Below are 18,935 nucleotides of genomic sequence, written 5' to 3'. Positions count from 1 at the left end.
GATTATTTTAAGTTTATCAGCAGTTCTCCAGCTTTTACCTGCTGCCCTTCCTTAACAACAATAGAGTCAACCACACCAGCTACAGAGGTGCTTACTCTGGTCTCCATCTTCATAGCCTCCACAATCATTAATGGTTGATTTTCAGTTACTATATCGCCCTGCGCAACTAGAATGGCAGAAACAGTTCCTGGTATTGGTGCTCCAATCTCTAATGGATTTTCTGCATCCGCCATTTCTGACACCTCAAACTCTTGCAACGCTTTACTATTTCTATCTTTTATTTTTATTTCTCTTCTATTTCCATCTACTTCGAAGGCAACAACTTTGTTGCCTTCAAAATCAAGTTTACCAATTTTAAGTAACTTTATCATGTAGGTTTTCCCATCAGCAATTTCTGCTTCACAGGTTTCACCCTCATATAGACCGTGGAAATAAACATCACTCCCAATTCTACTTAAATCACCAAATTCCTTAGTGTATTTTAAATAGCCATCGAATACCTCAGGGTATAATGAATAGCTTAGTACATCTTTTTTATTTGGGACAAAATCAAATTTTTCTATTAAATGTTTTTCTACTTCATCAAAATCTTCATCAGGAAGTAATTCACCAGGCCTTGTGGTAATTGGATCCACGCCTTTTAAAACTAATTTCTGAAGTCTTTGCGGAAATCCTCCCATTGGTTGACCCATCATACCTTTGAAATATGATACAACTGAATCTGGGAAAGACATATTAATTGCTTTATCGTATATGTTTTCTGGTGTTAGTTCATTTTGAACCATAAATATTGCAAAATCTCCAACCATCTTAGATGATGGAGTTACTTTTACAATATCACCCACCATATCATTTACCACTTTATAGGTTTCTTTAATTTCGCTAAATTTATGCCCAAGACCAAAACTTTCAACCTGAGGTTTAAGATTTGAATATTGACCTCCAGGAATCTCATATCTATAAATCTCAGCAGAACCAGATTTGAGTCCCGATTCAAATTGATAATAAACTGGTCTTACTGCATCCCAATAATCTGAAATACCTTGAATTCCCTTGAGGTCTATACCTGTATCTCTATCAGTATTCTTAAGTGCTGCAACAACTGAGTTCAGAGCTGGTTGACTTGTAAGTCCTGACATACTATTGAAAGCAGTATCTACAATGTCAACACCAGCTTGCGCAGCCATTAAAACTGTAGCAACTCCATTGCCCGTAGTATCATGGGTATGAAGATGTATAGGCATTCCTACTTCTTTCTTTAGTGCATCTATTAACTTAAAGGCAGCATGAGGTTTAAGTAGGGCAGACATATCTTTTATTCCTAAAATATGAGCTCCTGTTTTTTCAATTTCCTTCGCTAGCTTTATATAATAATCTAAATTATATTTATCTTTTTTATCATTTAAGATATCTCCAGTGTAACAAATGCAAGCTTCTGCAACCTTACCACTTTTAAGAACTTCTTCTATCGAAATTTCCATTCCTTTTAACCAATTTAGAGAATCGAAAATTCTAAAAACATCAATGCCTGTATTTGCAGACTCTTTAATAAATTCACGAATTATATTATCCGGATAATTTTTATACCCAACTGCATTCGCTCCACGTATAAGCATCTGGAAAAGTACATTAGGAATTTTCGATCGTAGCTGAGTTAACCTTTCCCATGGGGACTCATTTAAATAACGGTAGGCTACATCAAAAGTAGCTCCTCCCCACATCTCAAGTGAAAATAAATCTCCTCCATAAACAGAAGTAGCACTTGCTATCTTTAACATATCCTTTGTTCTTACTCTAGTTGCCATTAGTGATTGATGAGCATCTCTCATAGTGGTATCTGTGAGCAATAATTTGTTTTGACCTTTAACCCATTTTAAAAGGCCTTCTGTTCCCTGCATATCTAGTATCTGTTTTGTACCGTTCAATTTTTCTGGCATTATAATTTTAGGAACTTGTGGCACATCATAAAACTTTTTAATGCCATTGGTTTCATTTACCACTTTTTCTCCAATGAAATTAAGTACTCGACTTTCTTCATCTGCCTTAGGCGCAATTGATATTAATTCAGGATTCTCTTCAATAAAATCTGTATTGCATTCTCCCTTTAAAAAAGTAGGATGATTCAATACATTAATTAGAAAACCTATATTTGTCTTTACTCCTGTAATTCTGGTTTCCTCCACAGCTCTTATAGACTTCTTTATAGCATCTTTAAAAGTTCTAGACCAGGATATGTTTTTTACTAGTAGACTATCATAATAAGGACTGATTACAGCTCCAGCAAATCCATTACCACCATCTAGCCTTATTCCAAAGCCAGAACCTGTTCTATATTCTTCTATTTTCCCAGTATCCGGGGCAAAATTATTAGAAGGATCTTCTGTTGTTATTCTACACTGAATAGAATAACCGTTAACTTTAACATCATCTTGACATGAAATCCCAATATTTTCCGAATCTAGAGCATAATCTTCCGCTATGAGTATTTGACTCTGAACTATATCAATACCTGTTACCATTTCTGTAACGGTATGCTCAACTTGAATTCTTGGATTCATTTCTATAAAATAATGATTCCCATGAGTATCAACTAAAAACTCCAAGGTTCCAGCACTTCTATAATTTACTGATTTAGCTATTTTTATTGCATCATTACATATTTCATTTCTTTTCTCCTGGGATATTGAAAAAGCAGGAGTGAATTCTACAACCTTTTGATGCCTTCTTTGGATGGAACAATCTCTTTCATGCAAATGAACAATATTTCCAAACTTATCTCCAAGAACCTGTACTTCTATATGTTTAGACTTTTCAAGATATTTTTCAATAAAAAGATGGTCAATACCAAAGGCTTTCTTTGATTCACTTTTAGCGCTTCTGTAAGAAGAGGACAATTCCCCCTCATTTCTTACAATTCTCATACCTCGTCCACCACCACCAGAAACTGCTTTCAGCATAACAGGATATCCACATTTATCTGCAAGAATCTTTGCCTCTTCAAATGTTTCAATATTTTTTTCATCACCAGGTATAGTAGGAACTCCCACTGCTTTTGCAACAATTTTAGATTTGATTTTGTCTCCAAGTTTATCCATCATTTCCGCGGTAGGTCCTATAAATTCAATACCTGCACTGGTGCATTTTTTCGCAAATTCAGGGTTTTCTGATAAGAAACCATACCCTGGGTGAATGGCATCTACCCCTTTTTTAAGTGCAAGACTTATTATCTCTTCAATATTTAGATATGCCTCAACAGGACTTTTGTTTTCTCCAATTAAATAAGCTTCATCTGCCTTAGTTTTGAACAATGAATATTTATCCTCATTGGAATAAATGGCTACTGTACGAATTCCAAGTTCATGACAGGCTCTAAAAACTCTTATGGCAATTTCGCCTCTATTTGCTACAAGTACTCTTTTAAATTTTTTCACTGTTGTTCCCTCCTGTATTAAGCTTTTGTACTCTTTATTATTCATTATTCACTACCACAAGAATACAGGATTTTTAATAAAAATGCAATTTTATTTTGTCTAAGCCGTCATATTTAGGAATATTATTAAAAAATAAAGAAGGTATCCATAAGCAATTTTGGTGTATTGATACCCCTTATTTAACATGCCACTTGCCACTTGGGTGGCACCTCATTTCAATTCATTTAAAGTCTCTAATAATTCATTAAAATTCTTCTTAGCTATTATTTCTCTATCCTTATAGGTTCCCATCTTTTGTTTTTGGAGCTTTTCATTTTTGTCTAGATTTGCTAGTTCCTCAATTATAGTTTCTTTAAACCTTGGAATGATGTTTATTATTTTTTTTATTCCATAAACATATTCATCATCATAAAGCTTAAAACATTGAAATAGGCCCGATGTAAGTCTCCCATCTGAAAACATATAAATATATCTATCACTCATTTCATCTGATAAATCAACTTCAATTTTATGCTTATACAACCTAAAAATAACATCATCCTTCTCGACAAAAATAGGAAATATCATAGAAAAAAGAACCGTTATTTTCTTTTCTTCCTCAACTAATCCTGAAAAATCATTTTCATTTAGTTTCTCACTTATATCATCTGTAAAAATACGCTTTCGTATTTCTTTTCCCAATTTGCTTCTTAGTTTTTGTTCTTTCTCATCAGATAATAGGTTATCTATTGAATTAAATAATTTATTTAGTGGACTTGCAGCTTCATTTTTTTCCATAAACTACCTCCTTAATTGAACACATTATATTTATAGTCATAATTAAAATCCTCCAAAAATATAATATACTTTAAAAAATTATTTTAACAACACAAGAAACATTTTCCATAACTCAGGATACAAAAGAACAGCAACAATTCCTGAAATAGCCATAGTTATACCACTCATTGCTCCCTCTGTTTCCCCTATTTCCATAGCCCTTGCTGTGCCTAATGCATGGGAAGAAGCACCCATAGCAATTCCTAGCGCAACACTATCATTAATCTTAAACACACTGTATAAAAGCGGTCCAACAATTGAACCTATAATCCCGGTAATTATTATAGCTACAACAGTAATTGATGAGATTCCACCTAACTGATTTGATAATGCAATTCCTATAGGTGTCGTTATAGACTTAGGTAGCAATGATTCAATAAGCACATGGTCAAATCCAAATAAGTTTGAAAGAAATACCACGCACAAAAAGCCTACAATAGCGCCACTAAAAATTCCTACAAGTATTGCAATAGCATTCTTTTTAAATAGTGCAAATTTCTTATACATGGGCAGTGCTAATGCCACCGTTGCAGGAAATAAGAAAAAGGATATTATTCCACCACCCTTATTGTAGTCTTCATATTTAATATGAAACTTTGTAAGAAAAAGTATTAATATAATAATGGCTATCATAAGTGGATTAAAAATTGAAAGTTTCCCTTTCTTCTTTATGTAAATTCCGATTTCATAAGCCATAAGGGATACTATTACACCAAAAACTGGTGAACTAATTAGATCATTCATATTTACGCCCACTCCTTAGAAATTTAACTACAAAGGCTGTTACACTCCAAACTAAACACGTGGAAATAACAACTATAATGATAAATGGTATCCATTTTCCTTTTAGCACGCCAAAGGCTGTCATTAGACCTACTCCGGCAGGTATAAAGAAAAAAGACATGTTTGATAGAAGAAACTCGCACAGTTCTTCTATCATTTCAACTTTGATTATTCCTATTTGCAGTCCTAAGAACAGTAATATAAGTCCAATAACTGCTCCTGGAATTGGCAAATTAAATGTTATTTGCAATACTGTACCAATAAGATATGGAATCAAAATAATCATCAATTGTCTTAAGTACTTCATTATCTCACCTACTTGTTATAGATTATTTTGTTTCGCAAAACGCAGAAATGTGATCTTATTATATATGATTATAAAAATTCTACCTATTTATACATGTACTCTCTTGTGGGAGGCAAATCATTATTTACACCTTTAGCAAATAATATCTGATGAAGATTGATATTACTGCAATTAAAAGATGCGGCACAGGAATTTAAATATAGTCTCCACATTCTTATAAATGTTTCATCTTTACTCTTTTCTATTTCTGGAAGAGCATTTTCAAAATTCTCAGCCCAAAGCTCTAAAGTTTTTCCATAATGTCTTCTAAGATTTTCTATATCTACTAATTCAAAGTTTTGCTCTGCTATATCAGTAATTATATTTTTAATTGCAGGTATATGCCCACCAGGGAAAATATATTTATCTATCCATGTATTTGTACCACCTTCATTTACTCCCGTTATACAATGAACTAGAGAAAGCCCTTTATCTTTTAGTAAACTATTTACTATCTGGAAATATTCGGCCAAATTATCCTTTCCTACATGCTCCAGCATTCCTATACTAACAATCCTATCAAAACTCATATTTTTCAATTCCCTGTAATCAAGTAGCTTAACCTCAACTAAATCCTCCAATCCCTCTGCTTTTATTCTTTCATTGGCCTTTTGAAGTTGTTCTGAACTTAAGGTGACGCCTATTGCACTTACTTTATATTGTTTTGCTGCTTCAATTATAAGTTCTCCCCAGCCACAACCTATATCAAGTAAGCATTGACCCTCATTTAAGTTTAATTTTTTTAAGATATAATTTGTTTTATTTTTTTGAGCCTTATTTAAAGTATCTGTTTCACTTTCAAAATATCCACAGGAATAAGTCATATTATCATCCAACCATAATTTATAAAAATCATTACCTATATCATAATGAAATTCTATATTATCTTTACTTCTTTTTATTGTACTTTTAAATATTTTTATTAACTTTAGATATTTTTCACTTTTTCTTAAAAAACTTTCCTTGTTATTATATATAGATTCTATAACATATTGTAAATTACCCTCAATATCTATTTTTTTAGTCATGTATGCTTCTCCTAAGGCTATTGATGGGTTATTTATAATGTCAGCTTTTGCTATTGGTTCATTAACAATAAATTTAAATAAAGCTTCCCCTTCACCACAATTTTCTATACTTCCATCCCAAAATACAAGTTCAAATGGATCAGAAAACATGTTCTTTAATAGTGTTTTATAGAACAGTTTATCAGCAACCAAAATTTATCACTCCTTAATTAAATATTAATAATACAAATATTAAACATATCCCACTAATAATTACTTATGCACATCATAACTATAATAACTAGTCCCTTTAGGTATACCATTGTTTGACCAAGTAGTCAAAATCAAAACATTGAAGTTTATGACGCAGTAAACGATAATCATAATTTCATAGATATAGGAATGTCCCATTTACTTACTTTTCCTAAAAAAAGGTGCCATCCACATGGCAAATAGCCTTTAGACAGCACCTTTTTTTTACAACACTTTCTATTATTAATACAGCATCCAACGCATATAAAAGTGGAAATATATCATAATACATTAATTGATAATCATCCTCAGCTATATCAGAATTATCAACAACACCTCCAGGTGCCACAAGTTCTTCTAGTGGCATACTTGCTATATCCCTACCATGAGTACAGAAATGTAGTGAACCATAAATATGGGTACCAACATGATTTGAATGAGTAAGAACTTGCCCATTTGAAGACTTTGAGCTATTATATTTTTTAAATCTGTGTTTCCTTTTATTTCTAAAGCTTCTTTAAGTATCGGTGCAAATATATTTTCCATCCAGTTAAGTCTATCAATGACTTATTGCATAAACAAGTCTAACTATAATTTGTAATCATAAAATAGATTACAGTTTTTTTGAACTTTTTGTACCCTTGTACGTTTAATAATTGTGAGGTGAAAAAAATGAATGCAATAAATATATCGAATCTTAAAAAATCTTATGACGGAAAGACTAATGCACTAAATAATATAAGTCTGAGCATACCAAAAGGTGAAATATTTGGCTTTCTTGGTCCTAACGGTTCAGGAAAAACTACTACTGTTAGGGTTCTCAATGGAATTCTTTCATCAACCTCAGGTCATGCAGAAATTTTAGGGAAACCTGTAAATGAACATAATCTTGAGCTTCATAGATTATGTGGAGTTATGACCGAAAGTTCTTCTTGCTATGAAAATCTTACTGCAGAGGAAAATCTAATATTCTTTGGAAGAATGCATGGTATGGAAGAAAAGCTGCTAAAGCAGCGCGTAGATTTCATTTTGAAAAGGCTGGAATTACTAGATATAAGAAATAAGAAAGTCAAAGCTTTAAGCACAGGGATGAGGAAGCGAGTGTCTCTATCTATAGCTCTTATTCACAACCCACAAATTTTATTTCTTGATGAGCCTACTTCAGGCCTAGACCCAGAAAATGCACTTAACGTCTCAAAACTTATAAAAGAACTTGCACGAGAAAATGAAGTTACAATCTTTCTTTGCACTCATCAGTTAAAATACGCTGAAGATATTTGCACATTATATGGTTTTGTAGATAATGGTAATGTTCTTGGTTTTGGTACTTTTGATGAACTTGCGTCAAAGAAAAATGCAATCCTTGAATTAAAAATCAGAGGCAAAAATATTTCTGAAAAATTTGGACTTATTTATGAGGGGAATAATCTATATGGTAAGTCTATTTCAGGGGATGATGAAGTGAATGCTATTATACATAATATAGTAGCAACCGGTGGGGAAGTTTATGAGGTTCTGCAACAGAAATGGTCCCTGGAGCAGCTATATTTTAAATATATAAAAGGCACAGTAAGTGATATAACCTTGTAATGATGGAGGAATTAATATGAATACAATTGAAAGAGCATTAATTGAAAAAGATTTAAACGAGATAACAAATTCAAAACAGGTAATTCTGCCAATGACTTTTGTACCCATTCTTCTCACAGTACTCATACCTTTGGCATTAATTATCGGTGTCAATTATATTGGGGACGCTTCAGATATTCTAAGAGGGATTGGACCTCTTCTAAAAAAGCTGCCCTCCGAATATAAGTCATATAGCGCTGCACAGCTTGTAATAAAAATTGCTGTAAATTATATGTTTCCATCATACTTTCTTATAATTCCCATAATGTGTTCAGGAGTTATTGGCGCTAGTAGTTTAGTGGGCGAAAAAGAACATAAAACCATGGAGACACTACTTTATACACCAATATCCATGGAACAACTGCTAAGAGCAAAGATTTTAGGTGTTTTTATACCATCTTATATTATAACTCTTCTATCATTTATAGCTTTTGGTATAATAATCAATATAGGTGGCTTCATATATTTTGGAGGACTTATCTTTCCAGATATAAAATGGCTCATTATAATACTTTGGATTTCACCTGCAATTAATATGTTATCCTTAACCTTCACTGTAATGGTATCATCAAAATCAAAAACCTTCCAGGAAGCACAGCAGGTAAGCGGACTTCTTGTTCTTCCTGTAATTCTTCTATTGGTGGGTCAAATGACAGGTATAATTATGCTCAATAATTTTATTATGTTTACAGCAGGTGCTGTTCTCTTGATAATTGATTATATATTAATAAAGAGAATTTCTTCTAAATTTACTCCTGAAAAATTGATTTAATGTTAAATCTGTGAAAAACGTGTCTTCACTATTTATAATCTGCCAAAACTTACTCCATATTTATGTGAAATTTTTTTATGTCTATATAGAATCACAATTAATAATTTTTAAGATTAACTGTTTTTTCTTAGATTATGCTAACAAAAGTACATATTGCGTAGAATGCATCTGAACAAGCCCTAGTAATTCAAATTTATTTTATTTGTAGCTGCGTGAAAAAATTCATGTTTGAGCGATAGCGAGTTTGAATTTTTTAGCAGTTACATATAAAATAAATTTAGAATTACTTGGCGCAGTGAATGCATTCCAGCAATATGTACTTTTCGTTATAGCATAATCTAAGAAAAAACTTTTCAACTATTAATATTTAAGTTCACGGCTCAAATACTCACCCTGTCCACCCATAAATACACCATCTTTAACTACAAATTTACCCTTAGCAATGGTTGAGCAAACCTTTCCGGTTACCTCCATATCACTGTACATATTGTAATCCACATTTGAATGATTATCTTTTATAATATAATGTGCATTCTGATCAAACACAACTATATCTGCATCCGTTCCTGGAAGTAAAGTTCCTTTACTGGGATACAATCCATGTATAATGGCAGGATTTTTCGTAAACTTATCAATTATTTTTTCCCCAAACTTAGCATACATTAATGGAAAAGAATATTCCACTCCTCCTACCCCCATAGGGATTTCATCAACAAATTCTCTGTTTTTTTCAGTGGAATTAAATGGGCAATGATCCGTGCCTATTGTAAAAATATTATCTATTTGATTATTTAATTTTTTCACTTCTCTATCACTTCGAAGAGGTGGTGTCATTGTGTATAAATACCCATTTCTCTGTAGATACTTAGCTGAAGAAAAAATAAAGTAATGCGGACAACTTTCAAGAATAAAATCCTTATTGAGAATAGACTTATAGTTTTCCTTAAGTCTCTCAACAGTTGTCCCACAATTTGTATGCACAATATACATTCTTCCATCTCTATATTTAGTCATTTCAGCAAGCTTTATAACCTCACTTATTTCTGCTATTGCAGGTCTTGCACTTTCATGCTGCATGACATGTATTTTCTCACCTTCTAGTATTATCCCATCATTTTCTGAATGTGCTAGTAGAAGAGTCCCTGTTTCTTTAGTGTTTCTTAAAAGCTTGTCTATAGTTCTATCATTTGTACGTCTACCCGAACTTGAATAGGTGGTAAATAGTTTTATTGTAGGGATTCCGAGTGTTTTAGCTTCATTCATAAAACTAACGGGTTCTTCATCTAATCCAGCAATAGTTGCATGAAATGCATAATCAATGACACTATCCTCAGCCAATGATCTCCTTAGAGTGTAAGCCTTTTTTAAGGCTTCATTATTTTTTACTGGATCTAAAAAATCAATATATGTTGTAATGCCACCAAAAGCTGCAGTTTTTGAACCATTATAGAAATCATCTACTGAAGTGTTTTTTCCGCAATCAAGATCAAAATGCACATGAGGATCAATAAAACCTGGTAATACATCCCTTCCCTTTGCATCATATTCTTCTTTGGCTTCTAATGCTACGCGAGAAATTGTTGATATTTTATCATCTTTAATATATAGATTTCCTTCATACCATTGCCCTTCTATATATATTCTTCCATTTACAATACCTAAATCAAACATCTACTACATCTTCTCCTCTCTTTATAATGCTATTTGTTTATATGTGGCTCACAATCAAGACATGGCAATTCATACATACCATCCCAAAGTATATCTCTATAATTTACAGGATCCGTGTCTCCTTCTGTACTAAATAATAATACAATAGAATTTTTATCTAATTTAAGCTGTTTTCTTATAGACTCTGTATATTTTTTTTGCATAAGAATAGACAATAAGCCTGTGCCAACAGCCCCAGATTCTCCTGAAACAATCTTTTTATCTTGTCCTAGGGGACTCGCAAGAATTCTCATACCTCTTGCAGTTACATAATCAGGACAAGTACAATAACAATATGCAAAATCCCGTATTATTTCCCATCCCATAGGGATAGCTTCACCACAAGCAAGTCCTGCCATAATAGAGTGAAGGGATCCTTCTACCTTATGAGGTTTACCATCATTAATAGATGCAGACTTAAACATACAAGCCGCATTTGTAGGCTCCATAATTGTTACTATAGGATGCTCTCCCTTATATAAATTAACATATGCTCCAAGTACCCCTCCAGCCATAGCTCCTACCCCTGCCTGTAGAAAAACGTGAGTTGGTTTTTCAATTCCTAAATTATGCAGTTGCCCGAAAGCCTCATATCCCATAGCAGAGTACCCCTGCATTATCCACATTGGTATTTCAGTGTAGCCTTCCCAAGATGTATCTTGAACCATTTGCCAGCAATTATCCAGAGACTTTTGCAAGGCATATCTAACAGTATCATCATAGTTTAAATCTGTTACTATAGCCTCTGCACCTAAATCTTTAATAGCTTGTACCCGTCTAAAGGCTGTACCCTTTGGCAAATATACTACTGCCTTTTGACCTAGTTGTTTAGCGGTCCATGCTACTCCCCTGCCATGGTTGCCATCTGAACAGGTAACAAATGTAATTTCACCAATTTTTTTACGCAGCTCAGGAGATTTTAAATCTTCAAAACTTATATCTTCTATATCTACATCTAATTTTTGGCATAAAAACTTACCAATAGCATAGGATGCACCTAACATCTTAAAAGAATTTAAATCTATCCTTTTAGATTCATCCTTAACAAAAATACTTTTTACACCAAGCTCTCTAGCCAAACTTTTAAGTTCCACTAGTGGTGTAACATTGTAAGCACTAATTGTTTCATGAAAAGCTTTTACCTTTTCAAGTTGTTCTCTACATAAAAAGCCTGGATAATTCCCCTTTTTATCCGCATGCTTGTTTTTAGGAAAAATAGCTTGTATTTTATTTTCATGTAATAAATCCATGAATAGACCCACTCCTTTTGCATTATAATTTTGCATTTGCTTTTTTCACTTGTACCAATATAATATTTACAAATATTAAAAAAAATTACATAACAAAGAAAATAAAAACAAAACATATTTTAACTAAAAACAATTTAAATGAATTTTCAGACACAGTTTGACTTAAAATCCCTTTCCAAAGTTACAATTAGGATATCTACACTCTTCGCATTCCATGCAAAGACCACCATGTCCATACCTTGCAATATCAATGAAGCTCAATTTTTCCCTTGCAAGAATCCTAGGTAAAACCAAATCAAATACTGTTGTCTTGCTATACATTACGCATCCTGGAAGGCCTAAAATTGGAATATCTCCTTTATAAGCCAATAAAAACATTGCTCCCGGAAGTACCGGTGAGCCATAAGTTATAAGCTCCGCTCCCGTTTTTATAATTGCTGCTGGAGTAACATCATCAGGGTCTACTGACATGCCCCCTGTGCAAATTACCATATCGCACCCCTTGTCAATCCATGTATCCACTGCTGCTGTTATTTTTTCCTCATCGTCAGAAAGTATGACTTGTCCAAGTACTTCACAACCATATTCCTCTACTTTTCTTCTTATCACCGGACCGAAAGCATCTTTTATTCTACCGTGATATACCTCACTACCTGTAGTTACAATTCCAACTTTCATTGCTGTATAGGGAATAATACTTATAATTTTCGAATCCCCTATCAATTTCTCTGCTTTTTTTATTTTTTTCTCATCAATAACAAGAGGTATAACCCTTGTTCCCGCAACCTTTTGTCCTTTCTTTATAGGATAGTTATTGTGAAGTGTAACTAAAATTATCTCCCCTAAACAATTAAGCTTAAGTAATAATTCCGTATTAATTACAAGAAGCCCATCATAAGCTGCTATAAAATTAATTTTACCTTCTTTTACTTCGCTAAAGGTTAATCCAACTCCTGCTGTAAGTGCTCTTAGCCTTTCTGCTGCATCATTTTCATGAAGATATCCTTCTTTTTTCTCCCATACAAATAGATTCTCTTTTCCTATGGAAAGCAAAACTGGTATATCTTCTTCTACAATTATATGACCTTTTTTAAAGGCTATGTCCTTTAGTACTCCTGGAATGATCTGAGTAATATCATGACATAAAACCGATCCAACTGCTTCTTTTACAGGTATTTTTTTCATATTAGTCACCTCTATTTAGTATAGTACATCTAAAAATTTATTTTTTTTACGTCTTTTAAATTTTGCAGCGAACCATTATTTTTAACCAATAATATTTCACACATAATTCCAAAAGCAATTTCATTTGGCTCCTCCGAAGAGATGTTAATTCCTATTGGTGCATATACTCTTTCAAGTGATTCCCTTGCAATTCCTTCACTTAGAAGATTCTTCATAACAAATTCAGTCTTTTTCCGACTTCCAATCATTCCAATATATGAAGCATTAGACTGTGCAGTAACCTTAAGTGCATCTGCGTCACATTTATGACCTCTTGTTACTATTATAATATAGGTGCTTTTATCAATAGGATACTGTGAAACCTTCTCACCAATATCCCCTACAATTATTTCATCTGCTCCCTCAAAATGCTTTTCATTTGCAAATTCTTCCCGATCATCAAATATTACAGTATAAAAATCTAGTATCCTTGCTAGTTTAAAAATCTCTACTCCTATATGCCCTGCCCCTATAATAAGAAGTTTTGGTCTAGGCTTAAATACCTTAACAAATAAAGTAGCATCTCCTCCGCACTGCATATGTAATTCACCTTCATCAGTCAACTGAAATTCAAATTCTTTATCAGTATCTTTTTTTATACATTCTATAGTTTTTTCTATAACTGCATACTCAATATTTCCTCCGCCAATACTTCCCTTAATGCTACCATCTTCCCAAACTGCCATAATGGAACCTTTTTTTCTTGGAGTAGACCCCTTTATATCTGTAATAGTTACTAAAGCTACCTTGTGCCCTTTTGCCAAACTTTCATAAATATCCTTTAGAATTCTCTCTTCCATAGTTTTATACCTCCTTACTTTTGCTATCTTTCAAATATAATATTGCTTCTAATACTCCTCCAGCTATATTTCTTGCTTTATCAGAAATAGTATAACAATTCATTTTTTCTGACTCCCTTGGATCGATATCTGCAATCTTAAATCCCACAGGTACAGTACTTCCATCACGTAAAATTCCTCTGAGTAACCCTGACATTGTTGCTTTTACTGGGTTTTCTCCTATATAAGCAATAACCTCATCCTTTTTAACTATAGCGCCAATATCAACAATATTCTTCATTACTCCAGCACTATCCGAATGTATAACTCTTTCTTTAGAGTACCCCATAACATTTCCTGGAATTCCTGTGTTTTCTATAGCTTTACCAGTAAAAATAAGTCTACCTACGTTATGCCCTCTTTTAGTTTCTATTACAATATCAACATCTTTCCCTGCTGTAAATCCAGGTCCAAGAGCAATAGTTATATCTGCCATATCTATTGTTGTTCCCATATTTTTCTTAGCAAGAATAGCATCAACTAAAATTTTAGGTTTTATACTTTTAATATATTTACCCTCCTCATCTACAATTACTGGAATTTTTTTATTAATCCAAGCATTTTCTATCTCGCTTAAACATCCTACATGTACAGCTGTAATTCCTTCTATCTCTATTTCTTTTTCATACACAGCTTCACTATAAGAAACACTTCGTCTAATGCAAGTAGGCTTTGCTACTTCTAAAACCAATACCCTAAATCCACTTCTATACAGTTTTTGAATTGTACCAGATGCCAAATCTCCTCCGCCACGTATAACCGCAATATCATTAAACATATTCATTATTTTCCTCCAGTTTTAAAATATACTCATAATTTTCATTAGTATCAACATCAAATAGTTGCCAACTATCATTTATTTCTATAAATCTAACTTTATCTAAATTTTTATTTATTATTATTTTCCCACCAACATCCCCCTGCAATTTCAAAAATTCGCCTTTAAAAATATATGGAAATATAACAGGATTCCCAAGTCTGACATCACACTTTGGAACAAATATATAATTGTAATTTTCTGTGAACTCATGGGTTAATTGTTTTATTGTATTTTCATCTAAAAAAGGTTGATCTGCCGTAAAAAACATATACCCATCAGTTTTTTGAGCATGAATTACACCCAATTTTATAGATTCACTTATTCCTTTATCAGCATTTTGATTTTTTACAACCACTAAACCATATCTATTCCCAATTTCTATTATTTTTTTATTCCTACCTACAAGAATAATCTCTGAAAACCCACATTTTTCAATAGTCTCAATAGTGTGCTCTATGAGTGATTTGCCTCTATATTTTAAAAGAAGCTTATTCTTTCCCATTCTCCTTGAGTACCCCGCTGCTAATATTATTGCACTTATACTCATTATATCACCTGCTTTCGCGCTTAACTAAATTTTAATTTACTAAATTTCATACTATATTGTAATAAGTGTTCGTTTTTAGACTTCCAATGATTACGTTATCTATTAACGTTCTAGAATTCAACTTTATTTCCTCAACTAATGACTTGGCCAGTATTAAATCATTGGGCTCTTCTACTTTATTGATATATAATATTAGCTGACCCTTCGCTCCCTTAAACAATCCTTTAGGATTCAAAATTAGCTCAGTTAAATATTTAAGATTAACGATTTCGCCCTCATGTGCACCAGTTATTTCACAAAATATTTTACTTCTATGAATATTGTCTTCATTGATTAACATTCCTAATGAATGTATATCTATTATACCTATAGTTTTTGTGGTTTTACAATAGATTATTGGTTCAAATTCATTCCAGGCTTTTAGTTGTTTTTTCTTTGCTCCATCTGCTTCTATTACAATATAGTCAAAATGTAGTGCTAAATCATGTAAGTCTTTTATGCTTAGTCCTAATATTTTATTTTCATCATTAATACCTACTCCTAATACATAAATTCCATCTTCATTCATACTAGAGTATTTAAAAAAATCTTTTTTATCAGTACATATAAAATCATATCTATCTAATGATGGATGGTATATCTTTGTGGTTGTGGTTACTAAAATCTTGCTACCACCTCTAAGCTCCTGCGCAAGTTTAAACATCATGGTGGTTTTCCCACCTGCCCCGACAATAGATAAAATATCTTTTTTCACTAGACCAATATAATTACTTAATTTCATAATATCACCTACTCATTACATATTCAAAAAAATAACTAGTGAGTATACTAGTTATTTTTTTGAATATGTTTAATTTAAACTAGCCCACTGCTAACTTATTTATTTTAGTTAACAATGAACAATAATCTACATTTATTTTTTCTTACTATATGGTGTATTGGCAAGAGGTAGCCTTGTTCTGAACTCTCCATCATAGTTATAATATGCACCAGCCACAGCAGGCGCTGTAGGTATGGAGCATATCTCTCCTATTCCTTTAGCTCCATAAGCAAGGTTCGTATTGCCCCTGCCTACTATAATTGTTTCTATTTTGGGAATTTGTGTTGCTTTAAAAAGTCCTAGTGTTCCAAATTTTGCAGTGGGTACACTATTTATAAGTGGATAATCTTCTGTTAATGCATATCCAAGACTCATAACAACACCACCCTCAATCTGCCCTTCAATATTTTTAGGATTTATTGGAGTCCCAACATCATGAACCGCAATAACTTTTTCAAGTCTGCCTTCATCATTCAACATAACAACATGAGTAGCATAGCCGTAAGCTACATGGCTTACAGGGTTTTCTTTACTTGAGTTCATTTTATCGGTTATCCCTTTAAATTCTCCATAAAATTCTTCACCATCTAAGTTTTCTAAGGTTTGATAAATTAGTGTATCAAGAAGTTTTACAGCTGCCCTTTTAGTTGCTTCACCTGTAAATAAGGTTTGACGTGAAGCCGTTGTATTTCCAGCATCAGGACAAGTTAAAGTATCTGGTGTTACATAACCAACTTTATCCTGTGAAATATTAAGAGTTTCACATACTATTTGCGTTAATATAGTTCCAAGCCCTTGACCAATACAAGATGCACTGGAGTGAATATATATGATACCATCCTTTATAATTAATTTACAACGACCAACATCGGGAATTCCTACTCCAAGTCCGCTGTTTTTCATACCACAAGATATTCCTGCTTTAGGATACTCTTCGCAAACTTCTTTTACAGCATCTAGTGTTTCCACAAGAGATGTTGATGGATCTGCAACTTGACCATTAGGCAATACTTGACCTGGTCTAATGGCATTTATATATCTTATCTCCCAAGCCGTTATTCCTACCATTTTTGCAAGCTCATTTAAATTGCTTTCTGTTGCATAGCAACTCTGCGGTACTCCAAAGCCTCTAAATGCTCCAGCTGGCGGATTGTTTGTATATACTGCTTTTCCAATTATATCGATATTATGATAATTATACGGACCTGCCGCATGAGTACATGCTCTTTGAAGTACTGGACCACCTAGTGAAGCATAAGCTCCTGTATCCGCTGTTATTCTAGCTTTCATAGCAGTCAAATAACCATTTTCATCACATGAAGTTGTAAATTCCATCTCCATGGCATGGCGTTTGGGATGTACCATTATACTTCCACTACGACCTAATGCAAATTTTACAGGTTTATTTGATATATAGGCAAGAATTGCAGCATGATGTTGAACACTCATATCTTCTTTTCCTCCAAAACCACCACCAACTATTTTACCTATAACTCTTACTTTACTTGGGTCTATTCCTAAAGCTTCGCTACATTCCTTTTTAGTTTGATAAATTCCTTGATCTGCGCAATATATTATTATTCCACCATCACCATCTGGTCGAGCAATTGATGTTTCTGTTTCTAAAAAAGCATGATCCGTAAATGGTGTATTATATATATGTGATGCTACATATTTTGACTCTTTTATATATTTGTCTGCATTACCGAACTGTAATTTCTCAGTTACTAGTAAATTGCCATTTGCGTGTAACTTTGGTGCATCAGATTTCAGCGCATCCTTAGGGCAAGTAACCGGTATTAATTCCTCAAAATCAATATTTACTAAAGATATAGCCTCTTCTAATATTTCATGAGTTCTAGCAGCTATTAAAACTATGGCATCTCCTATGCAATGGGTTATGCTTCCCACTGGTATTAACACATCCCAATCCTTTACTATATGCCCAACTTTTTTATTTCCTGGAAGTTCATCTGCTGTTACTACTGCATAAACACCCGGTAACTTTTTAGCCGCGCTTACGTCAATACTCTTTACCAATGCACGTGGATATTTACTTCTAACCGCTCCACCATAAATCAAACCTTCTATACGCATATCATCTACATATTCTGCTGTGCCAAGAACTTTGTCCATTGCATCAATTCTATTTAATTTTTCTCCTACTAATGCACTACAAGTAGCTTCAGGCACCTCTGTATTTTCTCTGAATATTTTTGCAGCTAGCCTTACAGCATCAATTATTTTTACATATCCAGTACAACGACAGATATTATTTTTCAATGCATTTTTTATTTGTTCTTCGGTGGGATTTTCTACCTTATCAATAAGACCCTTTGCACTTATAACCATTCCTGGAGTACAAAAGCCACACTGAACTGCACCTGATTCCATAAACGCATATCCATATACATCTCTTTCTCGGTCTGTTAGACCTTCAATGGTTATAATACTTTTTTCTTCAAGTTTACTTGTTTTTAATACACACGATTTTTTAGCTACACCATCAACTAAAACCATGCAGGCTCCACAGGTACCCTCAGAACATCCATTTTTAACTGATGTTAAATTCATATCTTCTCTTAAGTAAGTCAGTAATTTTTTATCTTCACTAGTACTAGCCTTATTCCCATTTACAACAAAGTTAAACATTATTATCACTCCGTTTTGTGATGATTTTCATTACGTA

At 33.0% G+C, this 18,935-nt stretch carries 17 protein-coding genes; 2 read left to right on the top strand and 15 right to left on the bottom strand.

Going from position 1 to position 18,935, the window contains the following annotated elements:
• Positions 1-2: 2 nt before the first annotated feature.
• The 7 genes from ACREVU_RS10105 to ACREVU_RS10075 all read right to left on the bottom strand — a co-directional run bounded on the left by ACREVU_RS10105 (position 3) and on the right by ACREVU_RS10075 (position 7,181).
• Positions 3-3,431 carry a pyruvate carboxylase gene (locus ACREVU_RS10105; protein ID WP_431551472.1) on the bottom strand — a complete coding sequence of 1,143 codons (3,429 nt, stop codon included), beginning with the start codon at positions 3,429-3,431 and terminating at the stop codon, positions 3-5.
• A gap of 210 nt (positions 3,432-3,641) precedes the next feature.
• A complete protein-coding gene (locus tag ACREVU_RS10100; protein WP_431551471.1) occupies positions 3,642-4,208 on the bottom strand; it encodes a hypothetical protein in 567 nt (188 codons plus the stop codon).
• 78 nt (positions 4,209-4,286) lie between these two features.
• A complete protein-coding gene (locus ACREVU_RS10095; RefSeq protein WP_431551470.1) occupies positions 4,287-4,991 on the bottom strand; it encodes an LrgB family protein in 705 nt (234 codons plus the stop codon).
• A complete protein-coding gene (locus ACREVU_RS10090; protein ID WP_431551469.1) occupies positions 4,984-5,337 on the bottom strand; it encodes a CidA/LrgA family protein in 354 nt (117 codons plus the stop codon). The genes ACREVU_RS10095 and ACREVU_RS10090 overlap by 8 nt, the downstream gene beginning before the upstream one ends.
• Positions 5,338-5,420: 83 nt before the next feature.
• The gene (locus tag ACREVU_RS10085; RefSeq protein WP_431551468.1) at positions 5,421-6,596 is read right to left on the bottom strand and encodes a class I SAM-dependent methyltransferase; all 1,176 of its coding nucleotides are present in this window, start codon (positions 6,594-6,596) and stop codon (positions 5,421-5,423) included.
• A gap of 211 nt (positions 6,597-6,807) precedes the next feature.
• Positions 6,808-7,050: a cyclase family protein gene (locus tag ACREVU_RS10080; RefSeq protein WP_431551547.1), complete on the bottom strand. Its 243-nt coding sequence runs from the start codon at positions 7,048-7,050 to the stop codon at positions 6,808-6,810.
• The gene (locus tag ACREVU_RS10075; protein ID WP_431551467.1) at positions 7,008-7,181 is read right to left on the bottom strand and encodes a hypothetical protein; all 174 of its coding nucleotides are present in this window, start codon (positions 7,179-7,181) and stop codon (positions 7,008-7,010) included. Before ACREVU_RS10075 ends, ACREVU_RS10080 begins: the two co-directional genes overlap by 43 nt.
• 126 nt (positions 7,182-7,307) lie before the next feature.
• Between ACREVU_RS10075 and ACREVU_RS10070 the strand changes: the two genes are divergently transcribed.
• Positions 7,308-8,225 (top strand): ABC transporter ATP-binding protein, encoded by a 918-nt coding sequence (locus ACREVU_RS10070; protein ID WP_431551466.1) that lies wholly within the window; start codon positions 7,308-7,310, stop codon positions 8,223-8,225.
• Positions 8,226-8,241: 16 nt separating this feature from the next.
• Positions 8,242-9,036: an ABC transporter permease subunit gene (locus ACREVU_RS10065; RefSeq protein ID WP_431551465.1), complete on the top strand. Its 795-nt coding sequence runs from the start codon at positions 8,242-8,244 to the stop codon at positions 9,034-9,036.
• 360 nt (positions 9,037-9,396) lie between these two features.
• Here the strand turns inward: ACREVU_RS10065 and ACREVU_RS10060 are convergent, their stop codons facing one another.
• From ACREVU_RS10060 to xdh, 8 genes are all read right to left on the bottom strand, one after another.
• The gene (locus ACREVU_RS10060; RefSeq protein ID WP_431551464.1) at positions 9,397-10,707 is read right to left on the bottom strand and encodes a dihydroorotase; all 1,311 of its coding nucleotides are present in this window, start codon (positions 10,705-10,707) and stop codon (positions 9,397-9,399) included.
• A 29-nt stretch (positions 10,708-10,736) separates the two neighbouring features.
• Positions 10,737-11,996 carry a diaminopropionate ammonia-lyase gene (gene dpaL, locus ACREVU_RS10055; protein WP_431551463.1) on the bottom strand — a complete coding sequence of 420 codons (1,260 nt, stop codon included), beginning with the start codon at positions 11,994-11,996 and terminating at the stop codon, positions 10,737-10,739.
• 162 nt (positions 11,997-12,158) lie between these two features.
• Positions 12,159-13,181, bottom strand: coding sequence for a molybdopterin-binding protein (locus tag ACREVU_RS10050; RefSeq protein WP_431551462.1), 1,023 nt, complete (start codon positions 13,179-13,181; stop codon positions 12,159-12,161).
• A 29-nt stretch (positions 13,182-13,210) separates the two neighbouring features.
• Positions 13,211-14,020, bottom strand: a complete 810-nt coding sequence (locus ACREVU_RS10045) for an XdhC family protein (RefSeq protein WP_431551461.1) — start codon at positions 14,018-14,020, stop codon at positions 13,211-13,213.
• Between the two features lie 4 nt (positions 14,021-14,024).
• On the bottom strand, positions 14,025-14,837 hold the full coding sequence (yqeB, locus tag ACREVU_RS10040) for a selenium-dependent molybdenum cofactor biosynthesis protein YqeB (RefSeq protein WP_431551546.1): 813 nt from the start codon (positions 14,835-14,837) through the stop codon (positions 14,025-14,027).
• Complete coding sequence (gene mocA, locus ACREVU_RS10035; protein ID WP_431551460.1) at positions 14,830-15,426, bottom strand: molybdenum cofactor cytidylyltransferase; 597 nt, start codon at positions 15,424-15,426, stop codon at positions 14,830-14,832. The genes yqeB and mocA overlap by 8 nt, the downstream gene beginning before the upstream one ends.
• Before the next feature lie 46 nt (positions 15,427-15,472).
• Entirely contained in the window at positions 15,473-16,207 is a 735-nt protein-coding gene (gene yqeC, locus ACREVU_RS10030) for a selenium cofactor biosynthesis protein YqeC (protein ID WP_431551459.1), read from the bottom strand.
• Between the two features lie 132 nt (positions 16,208-16,339).
• Positions 16,340-18,898, bottom strand: coding sequence for a selenium-dependent xanthine dehydrogenase (gene xdh / locus ACREVU_RS10025; RefSeq protein WP_431551458.1), 2,559 nt, complete (start codon positions 18,896-18,898; stop codon positions 16,340-16,342).
• Positions 18,899-18,935: the final 37 nt, after the last annotated feature.

Origin of the sequence: Clostridium sp. (genome assembly GCF_050717535.1) — a bacterium.
Lineage (GTDB): Bacteria > Bacillota > Clostridia > Clostridiales > Clostridiaceae > Clostridium_AD.
This window is presented reverse-complemented; position numbering and strand designations above follow the sequence as displayed.

What these genes read in the sequence shown, in the direction of transcription:
- ACREVU_RS10095 (WP_431551470.1), bottom strand. Translation starts at nt 4,991, where the DNA reads ATGAATGATCTAATTAGTTCACCAGTTTTTGGTGTAATAGTATCCCTT.
- xdh (WP_431551458.1), bottom strand. Translation starts at nt 18,898, where the DNA reads ATGTTTAACTTTGTTGTAAATGGGAATAAGGCTAGTACTAGTGAAGAT.
- mocA (WP_431551460.1), bottom strand. Translation starts at nt 15,426, where the DNA reads ATGAGTATAAGTGCAATAATATTAGCAGCGGGGTACTCAAGGAGAATG.
- ACREVU_RS10090 (WP_431551469.1), bottom strand. Translation starts at nt 5,337, where the DNA reads ATGAAGTACTTAAGACAATTGATGATTATTTTGATTCCATATCTTATT.
- yqeB (WP_431551546.1), bottom strand. Translation starts at nt 14,837, where the DNA reads ATGTTTAATGATATTGCGGTTATACGTGGCGGAGGAGATTTGGCATCT.
- ACREVU_RS10070 (WP_431551466.1), top strand. Translation starts at nt 7,308, where the DNA reads ATGAATGCAATAAATATATCGAATCTTAAAAAATCTTATGACGGAAAG.
- ACREVU_RS10065 (WP_431551465.1), top strand. Translation starts at nt 8,242, where the DNA reads ATGAATACAATTGAAAGAGCATTAATTGAAAAAGATTTAAACGAGATA.
- ACREVU_RS10050 (WP_431551462.1), bottom strand. Translation starts at nt 13,181, where the DNA reads ATGAAAAAAATACCTGTAAAAGAAGCAGTTGGATCGGTTTTATGTCAT.
- ACREVU_RS10075 (WP_431551467.1), bottom strand. Translation starts at nt 7,181, where the DNA reads ATGGAAAATATATTTGCACCGATACTTAAAGAAGCTTTAGAAATAAAA.
- ACREVU_RS10045 (WP_431551461.1), bottom strand. Translation starts at nt 14,020, where the DNA reads ATGGAAGAGAGAATTCTAAAGGATATTTATGAAAGTTTGGCAAAAGGG.
- ACREVU_RS10100 (WP_431551471.1), bottom strand. Translation starts at nt 4,208, where the DNA reads ATGGAAAAAAATGAAGCTGCAAGTCCACTAAATAAATTATTTAATTCA.
- ACREVU_RS10060 (WP_431551464.1), bottom strand. Translation starts at nt 10,707, where the DNA reads ATGTTTGATTTAGGTATTGTAAATGGAAGAATATATATAGAAGGGCAA.
- yqeC (WP_431551459.1), bottom strand. Translation starts at nt 16,207, where the DNA reads ATGAAATTAAGTAATTATATTGGTCTAGTGAAAAAAGATATTTTATCT.
- dpaL (WP_431551463.1), bottom strand. Translation starts at nt 11,996, where the DNA reads ATGGATTTATTACATGAAAATAAAATACAAGCTATTTTTCCTAAAAAC.